Annotated in this window: 13 protein-coding genes; 7 read left to right on the forward strand and 6 right to left on the reverse strand. The window is 62.6% G+C overall.

Annotation, left to right across the window (positions count from 1 at the left end):
• Positions 1-439 precede the first annotated feature (439 nt).
• The 5 genes from RBB49_RS08895 to RBB49_RS08915 all read right to left on the reverse strand — a co-directional run bounded on the left by RBB49_RS08895 (position 440) and on the right by RBB49_RS08915 (position 6,050).
• The gene (locus tag RBB49_RS08895) at positions 440-1,570 is read right to left on the reverse strand and encodes a DNA alkylation repair protein (protein WP_306142393.1); all 1,131 of its coding nucleotides are present in this window, start codon (positions 1,568-1,570) and stop codon (positions 440-442) included.
• Between the two features lie 192 nt (positions 1,571-1,762).
• Positions 1,763-2,839 (reverse strand): sn-glycerol-3-phosphate import ATP-binding protein UgpC, encoded by a 1,077-nt coding sequence (locus tag RBB49_RS08900; RefSeq protein ID WP_306142394.1) that lies wholly within the window; start codon positions 2,837-2,839, stop codon positions 1,763-1,765.
• Between the two features lie 17 nt (positions 2,840-2,856).
• The gene (gene ugpE / locus RBB49_RS08905; protein WP_306142395.1) at positions 2,857-3,699 is read right to left on the reverse strand and encodes a sn-glycerol-3-phosphate ABC transporter permease UgpE; all 843 of its coding nucleotides are present in this window, start codon (positions 3,697-3,699) and stop codon (positions 2,857-2,859) included.
• Positions 3,700-3,709: 10 nt separating this feature from the next.
• Positions 3,710-4,591 (reverse strand): ABC transporter permease subunit, encoded by an 882-nt coding sequence (locus tag RBB49_RS08910; RefSeq protein ID WP_306142396.1) that lies wholly within the window; start codon positions 4,589-4,591, stop codon positions 3,710-3,712.
• A 130-nt stretch (positions 4,592-4,721) separates the two neighbouring features.
• On the reverse strand, positions 4,722-6,050 hold the full coding sequence (locus RBB49_RS08915) for an extracellular solute-binding protein (RefSeq protein ID WP_306142397.1): 1,329 nt from the start codon (positions 6,048-6,050) through the stop codon (positions 4,722-4,724).
• Between the two features lie 521 nt (positions 6,051-6,571).
• On the opposite strand from RBB49_RS08915, the gene RBB49_RS08920 reads away from it, so the two are divergent.
• The 6 genes from RBB49_RS08920 (at position 6,572) to RBB49_RS08945 (ending at position 15,305) form a co-directional block, all read left to right on the forward strand.
• Positions 6,572-7,174 carry an ImuA family protein gene (locus RBB49_RS08920; RefSeq protein ID WP_306142398.1) on the forward strand — a complete coding sequence of 201 codons (603 nt, stop codon included), beginning with the start codon at positions 6,572-6,574 and terminating at the stop codon, positions 7,172-7,174.
• Positions 7,143-8,594: a DNA polymerase Y family protein gene (locus RBB49_RS08925; protein WP_306142399.1), complete on the forward strand. Its 1,452-nt coding sequence runs from the start codon at positions 7,143-7,145 to the stop codon at positions 8,592-8,594. The genes RBB49_RS08920 and RBB49_RS08925 overlap by 32 nt, the downstream gene beginning before the upstream one ends.
• An 846-nt stretch (positions 8,595-9,440) precedes the next feature.
• Positions 9,441-12,830 carry an error-prone DNA polymerase gene (locus tag RBB49_RS08930; RefSeq protein ID WP_306142400.1) on the forward strand — a complete coding sequence of 1,130 codons (3,390 nt, stop codon included), beginning with the start codon at positions 9,441-9,443 and terminating at the stop codon, positions 12,828-12,830.
• A gap of 119 nt (positions 12,831-12,949) precedes the next feature.
• A complete protein-coding gene (locus RBB49_RS08935) occupies positions 12,950-13,900 on the forward strand; it encodes an AraC family transcriptional regulator (RefSeq protein ID WP_306142401.1) in 951 nt (316 codons plus the stop codon).
• Between the two features lie 129 nt (positions 13,901-14,029).
• A complete protein-coding gene (locus RBB49_RS08940) occupies positions 14,030-14,857 on the forward strand; it encodes an NAD(P)H-binding protein (RefSeq protein WP_306142402.1) in 828 nt (275 codons plus the stop codon).
• 25 nt (positions 14,858-14,882) lie between these two features.
• Entirely contained in the window at positions 14,883-15,305 is a 423-nt protein-coding gene (locus RBB49_RS08945) for a DUF4345 domain-containing protein (RefSeq protein WP_306142403.1), read from the forward strand.
• 97 nt (positions 15,306-15,402) lie between these two features.
• Here the strand turns inward: RBB49_RS08945 and RBB49_RS08950 are convergent, their stop codons facing one another.
• A complete protein-coding gene (locus RBB49_RS08950; protein WP_306142404.1) occupies positions 15,403-16,212 on the reverse strand; it encodes a PHB depolymerase family esterase in 810 nt (269 codons plus the stop codon).
• 232 nt (positions 16,213-16,444) lie between these two features.
• On the opposite strand from RBB49_RS08950, the gene RBB49_RS08955 reads away from it, so the two are divergent.
• A complete protein-coding gene (locus RBB49_RS08955) occupies positions 16,445-16,705 on the forward strand; it encodes a hypothetical protein (protein ID WP_306142405.1) in 261 nt (86 codons plus the stop codon).
• Positions 16,706-16,771: the final 66 nt, after the last annotated feature.

The following is a 16,771-nucleotide window of genomic DNA, read 5'->3' on the forward strand; positions in this document are numbered from 1 at the left end:
GAGGTGGAAACGCCTGTGGCGCAGTCTCTCCTTGTCATCCCTGCGAAGGCAGGGATCCAGTATCCGCTTGCCTGACCGCCTTTATCACTCACCAACCGCACGGATTACTGGTTCCCGGTCTTGCCGCCCATGCGGCAAACCGGGATGACACCCTGTGTGCGGCCGATCCTTCGAGACGGGCCTTGCGGTCCTCCTCAGGATGAGGTCTTGCGGATGAGAGGTGGAAACGCCTGTGGCGCAGTCTCTCCTTGTCATCCCTGCGAAGGCAGGGATCCAGTATCCGCTTGCCTGACCGTCTTTATCACTCACCAACCGCACGGATTGCTGGGTCCCGCTCTTGCCGTCGATACGGCAAACCGGGATGACACCCTGTATGTGACCGATCCTTCGAGACGCGTGCGGGCACGCTCCTCAGGATGAAGCTTCAGAAGGATTTCTTCTAGTCCCCATCCATCACCAGCTCAAATTCCGAAAATCCGAAATCCTTGCCGTTGATCCTGAGGCTCACGGCCTGCGTTCCACCGTAGTAAACCCGCGTGGTGATCGGCCGGATAGCGTGATCGCGCGACAGGAACAGTGTTTCTCCCGGCTCCAGTTTGACTTTCGTCCATTTGAAGACTTTCGGGGCGAGCGTCCCGTTGGCCTTTTTGAAATGTACCAGGTAGTCGATGACGAGATCCTGTGCGCGCTTGCCGGATGACCTCAGCGCGACATCGAACGAGACAGCGCTGCCATAGGCGACCTGGGGCGTCTTGATGTTCGGGCCATCCACCTTGATCTTTGGCGGGTTCAGCCCGAATGCCGTCAGCGTTGCGGCATGGCCCTGCTTGATGAGAGAGCGGCAGGCGTGGCGCACCAGCTTCTGCCGGTTGGTGCCCGCGCCCTTCAACCAGCGTGCGGCGAGACCGGCAACAAGGTCCGGATGATCCTTGGCGATGTCATTGAGGTGATTGGCAACGGAGCGGCGGACATACTCTTCCGGATCGTCCTTTAGTGCTTCCAGCAGCGGCAGGGTCGGTGTCGGGTCTTCGACAAGCTTCTTCAGCCGCATGCCCCAGGGCAGGCGCGGACGGGTGCCTTCCGACACCAGGCGGCGGACATGGACGCTTTCATCCCTGACCCAGGGTGTCATGATGGCAAGCGCCCTTGCCTGGTCCGCGTCGAGAAACGGGCGCACCTCGAACTCGGCCGTCGCGCGCTTGGTCATCTCCTTCAAAAGGGCAAAGGACTTGTCGAAATCCTCCAGGCCGAAATCGGTGACGACCATGCCGAGCGGCATCATCCCCCAGCCCCTGATACCCTCGGCGTCGCTCGCCCGGTCGACGCCCTCGTTTTCCAGCGGGTGCAGGATCGATCTCAGAATGTGAAATTTCGCGTCCAGCGTCTCGGGCAGGATCCTGCCGGTCGCATCGGCAATCAGCCGGGCGCGCTGTTTCAGTTCAAGCCGGTCCAGTTGAGCCAGAATGACAGCTTCATAGGACGCACGGTCGAAGCCTGGAAGATGCCGCTCGATATGCAGCCCGAGGCACTTTACAAGTTCCGGCGAGATCTTGTTCTTGAATGGCTCCATCGTCGGTCCTTTTGTGTCACGGTGCGTTTCCCCCGTCTTTGCCAGAAGCTGAGCTCCCGTCCCAGCCTCTTCCTGCCACTCTCCTGACAAGGACCGTCAGGAAGAAAGCCAAAAGGCCACCCCGGTTTCCCGGAGTGACCTTTCGAAACGCAGAGCGCGCTCGTTCCGTAACCGCCAAAAGCCCGGCGATGTTCAGTCGATCCGGCGTCCCGTGTCCACGTCGAAGAAGTGGACGTTTTCGGCAGCGGCATGAAGGAACAGTTTCTCGCCCGGTTCATGTTTGGCATGGCTGGAGACGCGCACGACGATTTCCGGTCCGTCATCGACGAGGCTGGCATAAAGGAAGCTTTCCGCGCCGATCGGCTCCAGAACATTCACCGTCACTTCCAGCGCGACGCCGTCGCCGCCACCCGGAGCATCGGTGACTTCCAGGTGTTCGGGCCGGATGCCGATCGTGTAGCGGTCGCGTCCCTTGGTGTTCTGACCGGACAGGCCGCCGCCTTCTTCTCCGGCCAGACCGTTTTCACCTGCCTTGACCTTCAAGAGGTTCATGGCCGGCGAGCCGATGAAGCTGGCAACGAAGGTCGAGGCCGGCTTGTCATAGACATCGATCGGGGCACCGATCTGTTCGATGTTGCCGCCGTTCAGGACGATCAGGCGGTCCGCGAGCGTCATGGCCTCCAGCTGGTCGTGGGTAACGTAGACGCTGGTGGTGCCGAGCGAGCGCTGCAGGCGCTTGATCTCGACACGCATCTGGACGCGCAGCTTGGCGTCCAGGTTGGACAGCGGCTCGTCGAACAGGAAGGCTGCGGGTTCACGCACGATGGCGCGGCCCATGGCAACACGCTGACGCTGGCCGCCGGACAGCTGCCGCGGCCTGCGGTCGAGAAAATCGCCGATTTCCAGAATGCGCGCGGCTTCCTTCACGCGCCGGTCGATCTCGTCCTTTGCCATGCCCCTGTTCTTCAGGCCATAGGCCAGGTTGTTGTAGACCGACATGTGCGGATAGAGCGCGTAGTTCTGGAACACCATGGCGATATCGCGATCGGCCGGATCGACATCATTGACGAGCCGGTCGCCGATCTTGACTTCACCCGTGGTGATGTCTTCCAGGCCGGCGATCATGCGCAGCAAGGTCGACTTGCCGCAGCCGGACGGACCGACAAGCACGATGAACTCGCCGTCGGCGATATCGATGGAGACCCCTTTGACGGCCTCCACATTGCCGGCATAGACCTTCCGGACAGCGTCGAGAGTAATCGTTGACATAAGTTACCTCTAGTTTCTCACTTGTCGCTCTCGACGAGCCCCTTGACGAACCAGCTCTGGAAAATAACCACGATGAGCACGGGCGGAACGATCGCGAGGATCGCCAGCGCCATCGCCTCGTTGAACGCCGGGATCTGGGCACCGACCCAGACCTGCAGGATCTGCTTGATGCCGCGCACCAGCGTGAACAGGCTTTCATCCGTGGTCATCAGGGTCGGCCACAGATACTGGTTCCAGCCAAACACGAACATGATGATGAAGATCGCCGCGATCATGGTCTGCGACAGCGGCACCAGGATATCCTTGAAGAATTTCCACGGGCCGGCACCGTCGATCCGGGCCGCTTCCAGAAGCTCGTCCGGAACCGACAGGAAGAACTGCCGGAAGAAGAAGGTTCCGGTTGCCGACGCGATCAGCGGGACGATCAGGCCCGAGTAGGTATTCACCATGCCGAGCTGCTGAACGATTTCATAGGACGGCAGAATGCGAACCTCGAGCGGCAGCAGCAGGGTGGCGAATATGATCCAGAAGCACAGCGAGGCCATCGGGAAACGGAAATAGACAATCGCGTAGGCCGCGAGCATCGAGATGATGATCTTGCCGATGGCAAAGCCGAGGCCGAGGATCATCGAGTTCTTGAGCATCACGAAACCGTCGACTTCCTTGGTGAAGCCACCGGCCTGGAACAGGACCGTCTCGTAGTTTTCGAGGAACTTGCCGCCGGGAAGGAACTGAACGCCTTCCTTGTAGACCGTGATGGCATCGTGCGTGCTCGTCATGAGGGTCAGCACGACCGGCGAGACCATGAAGAAAACGCCGACAAGCAGGATGACGTGGTCCCAGATCTGGTTCTTTTTCATTTCCGGCTCCTCACGTGTAATGCACACGCCGCTCGATCAGGCGGAACTGTATGATTGTCAGGATGAACACCAGGGCCATCAGGATGACGGACTGTGCCGACGAACCGCCCAGGTCATTGCCGCGGAACCCGTCGAGATAGACCTTGTAGACGAGGGTCACCGGGTTGTTGCCCGGCTCGCCCTTCACCATCACGTCGATGATGCCGAACGTGTCGAAGAAGGCATAGGTGATGTTGATGATCAGCAGGAAGAACCCGGTCGGTGCCAGAAGCGGGAAGGTGACGGTCCAGAACCTGCGCATACCGGAGCGGCAGTCGATGCTGGCCGCCTCCTGAACGGACTTGGATATGCCCTGCAGACCGGACAGGAAGAAGATGAAATTGACCGGTATCTGCTTCCAGACGGAGGTCACGATCATGGCAAAGCTGGTGTCGAAATAGTTGACGCCGATCTGCATCTGCCAGCCGAACATGGCGAAGAAATCGACAATCGGCCCGACATGCTGGTCGAACAGAAGCACACCGATGAGGCCCGCCACCGGGGGCGCAACCGCATAGACCCACATCAGCAGCGTCTTGTAGCTGGACGCGCCGCGAATGACCTTGTCCGCCTTGACCGCCAAGAGAAGGGCGATGCCAAGCGACAGGAAGGTCACGAAAAACGTGAAGACGGCGGTGAACCGCGCGACCCGGCCATAGTCGGAAGACGTCAGCGTGTCGGTGAAGTTGTCGATGCCGACAAAGGTCGACCCGAAGCCGAAGGGATCTTCAAGATAAAAGGACGAGCGCACCGCCTCGGCCGCCGGCCACAGGAAGAAGATCGTCACGATGGCCAACTGCGGCAGAAGCAGCAGATAGGGCAGCAACGGGGACTTGAACTGGACTTTTTTCATATAGCCGCGACCTGATTGTTGCTCGACCGCCGGGAACGGCGAAGCGGGCGGTCACAAGGCCGGCCCGCTTCATGAGCATGGAAATGGGGGCGCAGGTATTGCGCCCCCAAGACAAGTGGCTCCGGCCGGCTTAGTTGCCGGTGGTCTTGGAGAAACGCTCGAGAAGCTTGTTACCTTCCTCTTCGATGGTAGCAAAAGCGTCTTCAACGGAGGTTTCACCGGACAGGATCTTGCCGTATTCGCGGTTCATGACGTCGCGGATCTGAACGTAGAAGCCCATGCGGTAGCCCTTGGTCCAGTCGCCGCCCGGCAGGGTCAGCTGCTTGATGCCGATTTCAGCGGCCGGGGTGCTTTCGTAATAGCCGTCCTTCTTGGCCAGGTCGTAAGCGGCAGTCGTGATCGGCACATAACCGGTTTCCTTGTGCCACATGTACTGGACTTCCGGAGAGGTCAGGTACTCGAAGAAGGAAGCAACGCACTTGTTCTCTTCATCCGGCTTGCCGGCCATGGAAAACAGGGCCGCGCCACCGATGAATGTGCCCGTGCCGGCACCGTCAACCGCATCCCAGTAAGGCAGGTAGGTCGCGGAGAACGGGAACTCGACGGTTTTCTGGATGCCGCCGAAGGACCCAGAAGAACCGAGCCACATGGCAACCTTGCCTTCGTTGAACGGGGTCTGGTTGTCGCCCCAGCCGGTGCCGTAGTAGCCGAACATGCCGTCGTCCAGCCAGCCCTTGACGGCGGTGAAGTGGTTCTTGATCGGCTCACCGAAGACCAGCTTGGTGTCCTTGGAACCGTCGTAACCGTTGTTGTTGGTCGCGAACTGCAGGTTATGACGGGACTTGAAGTTCTCGGTGAAGATCCACGGCAGGTGGGACTGGGCAAGCGGTACGTAACCGGCTTCTTTCAGCTTCGGAGCGATCTCCTGGAATTCTTCCCAGGTTTTCGGAGCTTCAACGCCTGCCTTTTTCAGAGCATCTTCGTTGTAGTAGAGGATCGGCGTGGAAGAGTTGAACGGCATGCCGATCATCTTGCCGTCGCTGTCGGCGTAGAAGTTGCGGACACCTTCGATGTAGTCTTCGATGTCGAAGCCGACACCGGCGTTTTCAAGGATGTCCTGGGCCGGGATGACCGCGCCCTTGGCACCGATGATGGTCGCTGCGCCGGCGTCAAAGACCTGCAGGATGTTCGGCTGTTCGCCTGCACGGAAAGCGGCGATGCCGGAAGTCAGGGTCTCTTCGTAGGTACCCTTGTAGACCGGCGTGATCTTGCAGGCGCTCTGGTCGGCGTTGAAGCCGTTTGCGATGTCGACAACGACTTCGCCGAGACGGCCGCCCATTGCGTGCCACCAGGCAATGTCAGTCGCTGCATAAGAAGCGGAGGAAGTTCCCAGAAGGGCAGCCGCAGCAACGAAGCTGGCGACGGTCTTACGATAAGCCATGTTTATTTGCTCCCACATTGGAGGGCGATATGCCCCGGTCAGCAGTTGGTTCTCTCGGTGCCGCAATGGCTTTGCCGGCACCTGAAACGATAACGCCTGCGTTTCGTATTGTTTTCATATGAACGTTGTATGACGCTCATATGAACATTTAAACACGCCTTAACCGCGTCCGCAATCGGGAACGGAGACAACTTCGCACCTACTTGCAAACACTCCGGCCAATGAAGGTTTTCTCAATCGCTTTTTTGGGAAAACTGACGGAGCGGCCACCTTGGCATATGCCCTGAGCGACGCACCTTTTGCGCCACGTTCACCATCTTCCCGATCGAAAGGTTAGTCGGCTTATCGGGTGGTGCTGTGCCACTCGTTCGAGGACATCGTGACGGTTCTTTCCAACCTTGAATTGATGGCGTTTTCAGGCGTTGCGCGTCCGGCAGGCACGGGCATGATTCGCGAGCTGCAAAATCCGGCTTTGACGGCAACGCGGTTGGCCTTATGTTCAACAGGGACCGTTAACCCGATGCCATTGCCGCCAGATCATGTCCCTGCCGTTTTCCTCCGCCTATCCGCTGAAACGCGCCCGCGCCCATGAAGTGTGCGGGGAAGGCGGCCTTGTCTTTGCCGCGATCACGGCCGGCCAGGCAAGCGGTCCGGTCGTCTGGGTGTCGGAACGCTGGCGGCCCGTGGTCAATCCCGAGGGACTTGCGCCCTATTGCGATCCGGGCAAGCTTCTGGTCACCCGCGCCGACACGCCGCTCAACGTGCTCGCCAGCGCGGAGACCGCGCTCCGGTCCGGCGCCGTCGGACTTGTGGTTGCCGAAATCACCGACCCGATCGGGCTGACGGAAGGCCGCAGGCTGCAGCTCGCCGCCGAAACCGGGGGCACGACGGCGCTCCTTCTGGTGCCGGAAGGCGGTGGCAGCAACGCGGCGGAAACCAGATGGCGTTGCTCCGGCCTGCCCGCTTCCGGCACGCATGGCCGGGCCACGTCCCCTTCAACCGGCCCTTGGCAAAATGACCACGACTCGACTCCCTGGCTGTGGTCGATTATAAAGAACAAAACAGGAACATTATCTGAATGGGTAGTACGTTGGGATGCAGCGGCGCATCGTGTCATTGTGGTTTCCGAGGCTGGCGGCTGAGCGCTCGCTCCGCGCCAATCCCGTTGACGCGCCCTTTGCCCTGACCCTTTACGACCGCAATTCCGAACGCGTCTACGATCTGTGCCCGCGCGCGGAAAGCGCCGGTCTCAACAGGGGCATCACGCTCGTCCATGCCAGAAGCTTCTGTCCCGGGCTGCTGACCCGGCCCGCCGACCCCAAGGCCGACCAGCGTTTTCTGCGCCTTTTGGCCCGGTGGACGACCCGCTACTGTCCCTGGGTCGGGCTCGACGGGCTGAACGGCCTGTTTCTGGACATCACCGGCTCGGCGCACCTGATGGGGGGTGAGCCCCCCCTGCTTGACGATATCCGTGCCCGCCTTGCCCGGGCCGGTCTCACCGCCCGGCTTGGCCTTGCCTCAACGCCGGGCACCGCCTGGGCGCTGGCCCGCTTTGCCGAAGGTATCGCCGGGCCGGGCGAAACGCTTGCCCGTATCGGCCCATTGCCGCTGGCGGCCCTGCGCCTTGCCGACCAGACCTGCACCAGCCTGGAGCGGCTCGGCATTGCCACGGTCTCCGATCTCTACAACCTGCCGCGGGCAAGCGTGGCACGGCGCTACGATCCGGAGGTGCTGCGCCGCCTCGACCAGGCGCTCGGAAATATTCCTGAACAGATCTCGCCCCTGAAGGAAGATACCAGCTTCGCCGTGCGCATGACCCTGCCCGATCCGATCGGCCTTTTGGACGATGTCATGGCCGGGGCGGAGCGGCTGATCGGCCATTTGTGCGAGCAACTGGACACGGCCCAGAAAGGCGCCCGCAGCCTGAAACTGACCTTCCGCAGAGTGGACCAGGAAAACCAGTCGGTGGAACTGCGCCTGGCCCGGCCGATGCGCGACGGCGACCGGATGCTGGCGCTTTTCGAACGCGGGGTCAGTGCGGTCGATGCCGGCTACGGCATCGACATGATCCGCCTGGAAGCCACCCGGGTGGAAGATCTCGGCCCCCGTCAGCTGACCCCGTCGCAGACCCTGGAAAAGGACAGCCTGGCCGATCTCATCACCCAGCTCGGCAACCGGATCGGGCTGGAAAACATCCAGCGCTTCACTCCGGTCGACAGCCATATCCCGGAGCGCAGCTTCAAGCTGGTGCCTGCGGCCTACAGCGCGCCGGTCCGCTCATGGCCCTACCGGCGCCCGCGCCCGTTGCGCCTGTTTCCTCCAGAACCGATCACCGGAGCCGGCACCACCCCGCCGCCGCGCTTCCGCTGGCGCGGCCGCGCCCTGACGACGCTTCAGGCCGAAGGTCCGGAACGGATCACACCCGCCTGGTGGGAAGGCGACGACGACTGGACACGGGGCCTGCGCGACTACTGGCGCGTCGCCACCGGCCAGGGCCAGCGCCTGTGGCTGTTCCACACGCCGCAGAACCCCGGCTGGTATGTCCAAGGGGAGTTCGGATGATGTGCTCCTCCGCCCTCTCCTTTTCCTCCCGCCGTCCCGGTCCTGGGCCGGGACCTCTTTGTGATCGTGCCTGGAGATGGCCCCGGTTCAGGACCGGGGCGGCAGGTTCAGTGCCGTCTGGCCCATCCTTCGAGACGGACCTAACGGCCCTCCTCAGGATGAGGGTTTGGAGACAAAAAGGGGTGTACCAGTGACGCGCGCGCTCCTCGCCGTTCCAGCCAAACACAGCGCGCGCCGGGACCGGGGAAGTGCAGGCCTGCCGGGTTTGCCTGGTGCCTCACCCCGCCCCCCATTGTCATCCCGGACGTGCGCAGCGCGAGCCGGGACCGGAGAGGCACAAGCCTGTCGGGTTTACTGCTGCCTCAATAGCGCTCCCCGGCTCCCCGATCCCGGATCTCCGCTGCGCTGCGTCCGGGAGGACGAAAAAAGAGTGGGAGATATTCAGATGATATCTGCCCAAACGCCCTGCCCCCGCCAGAAGCCGTTCCGCAAATCCTCCCTCATCCCGAGGAAGCGCGCAGCGCTGTCTCGGAGGATGGGCGGCAGGTTCAGTGCCGTCTGGCCCATCCTTCGAGACGGACCTAACGGTCCTCCTCAGGATGAGGGTTTGGGGGCGGAAGCGAGACAATGCCCCCGCCCGATACAGTCTACCCGGCCTCAACCTTCAACTGTGATCACCGGTTTGATCGGGGATGACATCAGAAAATCCCGCCGTCCCGGCCTTGAGCCGGGACCAAAACACCACCTGTCTTCAAAAGCCCCCGGTTCCGGGCCGGGGCAGCGCGCAGACAACAGGGCGGTCCGGCTTCCGGGGCAAGCCCCGGACAGAAAGCGGGAGGTCCGCCGATGACCTCTCACGTCTTGCCCGAAAGCCTGCACTGGGACGTTCCCCGGCATGCGGAGCTGACCGTGACCTCGAATTTCACCTTCCTGCGCGGGGCGTCGCATCCCGAAGAGCTGGTGACACGGGCCGCCGAACTCGGGCTTGAAGCGATTGCGATCACCGACTGGAATTCCCTGGCCGGTGTCGTCAGGGCCTATTCGGCGCTCAAGGAAATCAAGCGCGCGGCAAGCGAGGGCGGCGTGCCCGTGCGGTCCCATTCGCAGATCGACGCGTCCTCCCGGCAGCAGACGAACGAGATCCCGCCCCTGCCCGTGCCGGAGGTCCTGAAACTGCCGCGGCTGATCGTCGGAACCCGGCTGGTGCTCACCGACAGTCCCGTCGACTTCGTCGCCCTGCCGACAAACCGGGCCGCCTATGAACGGCTCAGCCAGCTCCTGACCCTCGGCAAGCGGCGGGCGGAAAAGGGCGACTGCCACCTGGAGTTCGAGGATGTGGTGAAGTTCTCCGAGGGGCTCATCTTCATTGCCCTGCCCCAGGGCGGCCACACGCAGGACGCGTTTTCCAAGACCGCCCGGGATCATATCCGCACATTGCGCCAGGAGGTTCCGGGCCACGTGTTCCTGGGGGCGGCGCCCCGCTATGACGGCACCGACCAGGCCTGGTTCCGCACCTGCGCGAAAGTGGCCCATTCCCTCGCAACGCCCATGGTCGCCGTCGGCGACGTCATGATGCATCACGCCGGACGGCGGCGGCTTGCCGACGTACTGACCTGTCTGCGCGAAGGCTGCACCATCGACGGGATCGGCACACGGGCGCTGCCCAATGGCGAGCGGCGGCTGAAATCGGCCGCCGACATGACCCGCCTCTACCGCCACCATCCGGCGGCCCTCCGGCGCACGGTCGAAATCGCCACGCGCTGCAGCTTCGACCTGTCGGAACTCTCCTATCAATATCCGGACGAGATCACCGACGGGGAAGACCCTCAGGACCGGCTGGAGCGGCTGACCTTCGAAGGCCTGGAGATGCGCTATCCCGCCGGCGTGCCGGAGCATGCGCAGACCCTGGCGCACAAGGAATTGCGGCTGATCCGCAAGCTCAAGTTCGCCGCCTATTTCCTGACCGTGCATGACATCATCCGCTTTGCGCGCAGCCGGCACATCCTGTGCCAGGGACGCGGCTCGGCGGCCAATTCGATCATCTGCTACGCGCTCGGCATCACCGATGTCGGACCGGAAACGATCACCATGGTCTCGGAACGTTTCATTTCCGAGCACCGGGGCGAACCGCCGGATATCGATGTCGATTTCGAGCATGAGCGGCGCGAGGAGGTGATCCAGTATGTCTACGAGAAATACGGTCGCCACCGGGCCGGGTTGTGCGCCACGGTGATCCATTTCCGCACCCGCGCGGCCATTCGCGAGGTCGGCAAGGTGATGGGTCTGAACGCGGATGTGACCGCGGCGCTCTCCGGCCAGATCTGGGGCAGTTCCAACAGCGGGCCGGACGACACAAGGATGAAGGAACTCGGGCTGGACCTGGAGAACCGGCGTATCGCCCAGACCATCGAGCTTATCCGGGAGATCATCGGCTTTCCGCGCCATCTCAGCCAGCATGTCGGCGGCTTCGTGATCACGCAGGGGCGGCTCGACGCGCTCTGTCCGATCGAGAACGCGGCGATGGAAAACCGCACGGTGATCGAATGGGACAAGGACGATATCGACGCACTCGGCATCCTCAAGGTCGACATGCTCAGCCTCGGCATGCTGACCTGCATCCGCAAGTGTTTCGACCTGATCGACAGCCACCATGACCGGGATTTCACCCTCGGCACCGTGCCCCAGGACGACACGGCCACCTATGACATGCTGTGCAAGGCCGACGCGATCGGCGTCTTCCAGGTGGAGAGCCGGGCGCAGATGAACTTTCTGCCGCGGATGCGCCCGCGCGAATTCTACGACCTCGTCATCGAGGTGGCGATCGTCCGCCCCGGGCCGATCCAGGGCGGCATGGTGCACCCTTACATCAACCGCCGCCAGGGCAAGGAACCTGTGCGGTTCCCGTCAAAGGAACTGGAGGAGGTGCTCGGCAAGACGCTCGGCGTGCCGCTGTTTCAGGAACAGGCCATGCAGATCGCCGTCGTCGCCGCCGGCTTCACGCCGTCGGAGGCGGACAAGCTGCGCCGCTCCATGGCGACCTTCCGGCGCATGGGCACGATCGGCCAGTTGCGCGAGAAATTCATCGCCGGCATGATCGAACGCGGCTATGAGCTGGAGTTCGCCCAGAACTGCTTCGGCCAGATCGAGGGCTTCGGCGAATACGGCTTCCCCGAAAGCCATGCGGCGGCCTTTGCCATGCTCGCCTATGTCTCGGCCTATCTGAAATGCCACTACCCGGCCGCGTTCGCCTGCGCGCTGTTGAATTCCCAGCCGATGGGCTTCTATGCCCCGGCGCAGATCGTGCGCGATGCGCGCGAGCACCAGGTCGAGGTCCGGCCGATCTGCGTCAACACGAGCCTTTGGGACAACACGCTGGAACGGCGCAGCGACGGCGCGCTGGCGCTCAGGCTCGGCTTCCGCCAGATCAAGGGCATGCGCGAGGAGGACGCCGACTGGATCGTGGCCGCGCGCGGCAACGGCTATCCGGATACCGAAACCCTCTGGCTTCGCACCGGGGTGCCGCCCGCGACGCTGGAACGCCTCGCGGAGGCCGACGCCTTTGCCGGCATGGGTCTCAGCCGCCGGGATGCGCTGTGGCAGGTGAAGACCATCCGCAGCCCGAAACCGCTGCCGCTGTTCAACGATCCGATCGACGGTGAGGCGATCTTCGAGCCGGATATCCTCCTGCCCGCCATGCATCTCGGCCAGGAGGTGGTGGAGGACTATCTCGCCACACGCCTGACCCTGCGCGCCCATCCGATGGAGCTGCTGCGGCCGCATATCCCGCAGCTGACGCCCCATGACCGGCTGGCACGGCTGACCCCTTACGAGGCCCGGCGCGTCTGCGTTGCCGGTCTTGTCATCACCCGCCAGCGCCCCGGCACCGCGTCCGGCGTCATCTTCATCACGCTGGAGGACGAGACCGGGGTGTCCAACGTGGTCGTCTGGCCGAAGATGTACGAGCAGTACCGGGCCGCCGTCATCGGCGGGCGGCTCCTGAAGGTGACCGGGCGGCTGGAGCGCGAGGGCATTGTCGTGCACCTGATCGCCGATCACATCGAGGACTGCTCGCACAAGCTCACCCTGCTCGGCCATCCCAATGACGAGGTTTTGGGCCAGATGACCGGCAAGACCGACGAGGTGCCGGTCCACCTCAAGTCAGCCGCCCCCAAACCCCGCGCCATGCACCCGCGCGACCAGGCCAAGAAACTGTTCCCGAGCCGGGATTTTCATTGAACTGAAACCTCCTCGAACTTTCCCTTCCCTCCGCTATACTTTCCTCCATGGGACAGATTTCGGCCTTGTTTGCGCAAAAGGTGATTGATGTGGCGGTTGCGGGGGAGCCTTCCGGGGCTGTGCGTAGGCGTGCGCTGTACCGGTCCGTCGGCGTCGATCCGGATGCGGCCATTGACCCCAAGCAGATGGTGCCGGACACGGACTACTACGCGCTGTGCGAGCGGGTGGCGCGGGAGGATCCGCACGGGGCCTCCGTGCCGATCCGGGTCGGGTCCTCGATGCGCTGTGACGATTACGGCGCGTTCGGGCTGGCCTGGAAATCGGCGATCGACCTGCGCGGGTCCTACCAGCGGTCAGAACGTTATGCCCGGGTGCTGACCAGCGTTTCGACCTATCAGTGCGTCGAGGAGCATGGCCGGTTCTTCATGACGCTCAACCGCGCCGGCGCGCGCCATCTCGGCATGCGCCTGTCGAACGAGCAGACGATTGTCGCCGTCACCCAGATCAGCCGGGAAGTGTCGAAAGAGCCGTTTTCGCCCGACGCGGTCTATTTCAAGCATTCCGGTCCGGACGATCTCTCCGCGCATGAAAACTATTTCGGCTGCCCGGTCCACTATGATGCGGATCGCGACGCGATCGAGGTGTCGAAGGATCATCTCCTTGCACCGAACAAGCTGGGCGATCCGAGCATTTCCGCCTTCTTCGATACCCACATGGACAGGGAAATCGCCGAGTTGCCCGAAGAACAGGAACTCGATGGCCGCGTGCGCAATCTCGTGTCGCGCGCCTTGAGTGAAGGCGTGCCGAATGTTGCCGATGTCGCCGCGCGCCTCGGCTTGAGCGGCCGCACCCTGCAGCGGCGGCTGGCGGCACAGGGCCACGCCTTCCAGGACCTTGTCGACGAGGCGCGCCAGGAGCTGGCGGTCCGGCTGCTCAGGCGCACGGATTACGCGCTCGCCGAAGTCGCGTTTCTCACCGGCTTTGCCGAACAGAGTGCCTTCACACGCGCCTTCAAACGCTGGCGCGGCGAAACACCGGCCAACTTCCGGCGGGCCGTCCAGCACGCCTGATCCCGGCAAACCTATGGCCGCCATTGGCCGGTTTGGCGCGGCGGATCAAAACTGTGGCACGCGCAGTCAATACCGCAAACGCCCGATTTTCTATCTCTTGGTCATCATTTCACCCAAGGGAGAAATCCAATGCAGACCAGACCTACCCTCATCATCGGCGCCACCGGAAAGACCGGTTCGCGCGTTGCCAATCTTCTTGATCAAAAGGGCGTAAATGTCCGGCGCGGCTCACGCGGCGCGGCCATCCCGTTCGACTGGGACAGGCCGGAGACCTGGAACCCGGCGCTGGACGGCATCGCACGCGCCTATGTCACCTATTTTCCGGACATTGCCATTCCGGGTGCCGTCGAAAAAGTCGAGGCGCTTGCAGCTGCTGCAAAGGCAGCCGGCGTCGAACACCTTGTGATGCTGACCGGGCGCGGCGAACATCATGCCCGGCTCGGCGAAGAGGTGATCCGCGCCTCCGGCGTCAACTACACGCTCATCCGTGCAGCCTGGTTTGCGCAAAACTTTTCCGAAGGCTACCTGCGCGATCCCGTGCTCGACGGCGTGCTGCCGATGCCGGGCGGTGATGTTCTGGAACCGATCATCGATATCGACGACATTGCCGATGTCGCCGTGGCGGCGCTGACCGAAGACGGGCACACGGGCCAGCTTTACGAAGTCACCGGCCCACGCCTCATGAGCTTCGCGCAGATGGCCGATGAACTCGGTGCGGCAACCGGGCACCCGGTCAGGCACATCCCGATCAGCTTCGAAGATTTCCGCGCGGGCGTCGCGGAGGCGGCAGGGCCGTTTATCGCGGATGTCTTCGAGACAATCGCGCGTGAAACGCTCGACGGGCGCAACGCCCACGTGACCAATGGCGTCGAACGTGCCCTCGGCCGCAAACCGCGCGATTTCGCCGAATTTGCCGCGAAAGCCGCCCGGGCCGGTGCCTGGTCCAATGCAGCCTGAACCCACAGTCGCGAAGGAGACCGACATGAACGCCTTGGTCACGAGACTGACGCTCGGTATTGCCGGCGCGCTCGCAACCGGGATCGGCGCGGCCATTGCGATGACACCGGATACCTTCTACGGATCCTACGGGATCGTGCTTCCTGCCAGCGCGGACCTCTACAGCGAATTGAGGGCACCGGGTGCCAACCTTGCCGTGCTTGGCGCCCTGATAGCTATCGGGGCCATGAAGGAACAATGGACACGGGTTTCCGCCGCACTCGGAACCACCGTCTTCCTCGCCTACGCGGCCGGCCGGTTGCTGGGTATCGCATTCGATGGGGTGCCGTCGGAGGCGATCCTGCTCGCGCTTGCGATCGAAGGAGTGCTTGGCGTCCTGTGTGCTCTGGCACTCAGGAGCACCAGACATCAGGCAGGCTGGAAAGACCATGCCCGGATGGCAGGTTGACCTGCGTTTCCAACCACGAAAGCCACGAAGCGGTCCGCGCATCCACGCGAGCCGCTTCGGCTCTGTTGAGCACACGGTCTTGCCATGCCGCTTCCCGTCAGGACCCGTCCGGAAGAACCTCCAGCCAATCCAGGCCCTGGGCAACCCACTCGGCCGGAATGGAATGGCCTCCCTCGTGCAGACACAATTCGAGCACGCGTCCGCTGCGGCTCCTGTCCCAGCGCTCGCAGTCAAGACGCCGGTCGCCGCTGTCGACGGCCCGGCTCTCACCCGAGACCCCGTTCAGCGTTGAAAGAATGTCAATTCCATCCGTTATTGCCATGGAATTGTAGATGCCGATCTCGTCAAACGCGACGACACCGTCGGCAAGGCCGTGAATGTGCCGCAGATTGACCGGCCCGCTCGGGCAGGTCTCCGGGTTCGATCTCCAGAAACCACCGGCGATGGGGGCATAGCCCCGGAATTCATCGCCCATGTAGCAGGCGACGTTCCACACCGTGGAGGCCCCGCGCGAGAAGCCCGAGGCCAGCGTTCGGTCTTCATCGACCGGCCAGCGTTTGCGCACGTCTTGCAGCACGGCTCGAATGAAGGCCGCCTCGTCGCGGCCGGGTTCCGCCCTGCCCTCCCCGATCTGACGCCAATAGCCGCGCTCGGCAAAAGGCGCGATGAAAAGAGCGTTGCGGCCGGTCACGCCGTTGACCATCGCCTTGTTGCGGAAAGTGGCTTCCGGCGAACTGTTCCAGCCGTGGAAATAGACGACGAGTGCAAGGGGGGATTTGCCGTCCCAGCCATCCGGTGCTGCCGCAAGGTAATACCCGCCCGCAACCTCGCAACGCGTCTGGGGGCCGCAGGCGAGTGCGGGCAGCGAAATAACGAGAAGGAAGACCGACAACAAAAACGCGCGCATCCGGAAGGCCCTGATTGAAACCGGGCCGATCTTTTGCCGAAGACCGGACGCCTGCAAGGCAAAACTCCGTGAGTGTTCCCTTCCGCCCCCTGGTGCGATTTCGCACCTGACAGGATTGGAGCGCGTGGCAAATTCCTGCGCCGACCGGCAAAACTTCACGCTGTAATCTGGGTCACAGACCAAAACCGCGGCCAGAGATACCGTTGCGTCATCAACACTCAAGGAGAGAAACATGCCCGAAGTCTCGCTCAACTACGAAGAGATCAAATGGACCTATGAAACACTGGACCGCAGCAATGGCGGCGACACGTTCGACTTCAATTTCAAGAACGCCGGCAGCAAAGATGCCGAGGAAGGATTCGATCCGGAGTTTTCCGCAGACGGCGCGTCCGGTGACACGGATATTGCCATCGAAGAACTGACCATCGCTCATGAGCATATCGAACGTCCTCATGACGCCGACACTCCGTTTTTCGATGACTTTTTTGCGTGACCAGACTTTTGCAACGCCCGGGATTGCCGCTCGTTTTTGGCCCCGGGGCTATCTGATTGATACATT

Source organism: Roseibium sp. MMSF_3412 (assembly GCF_030733265.1).
In the GTDB taxonomy this organism is placed as follows: Bacteria; Pseudomonadota; Alphaproteobacteria; order Rhizobiales; family Stappiaceae; genus Roseibium.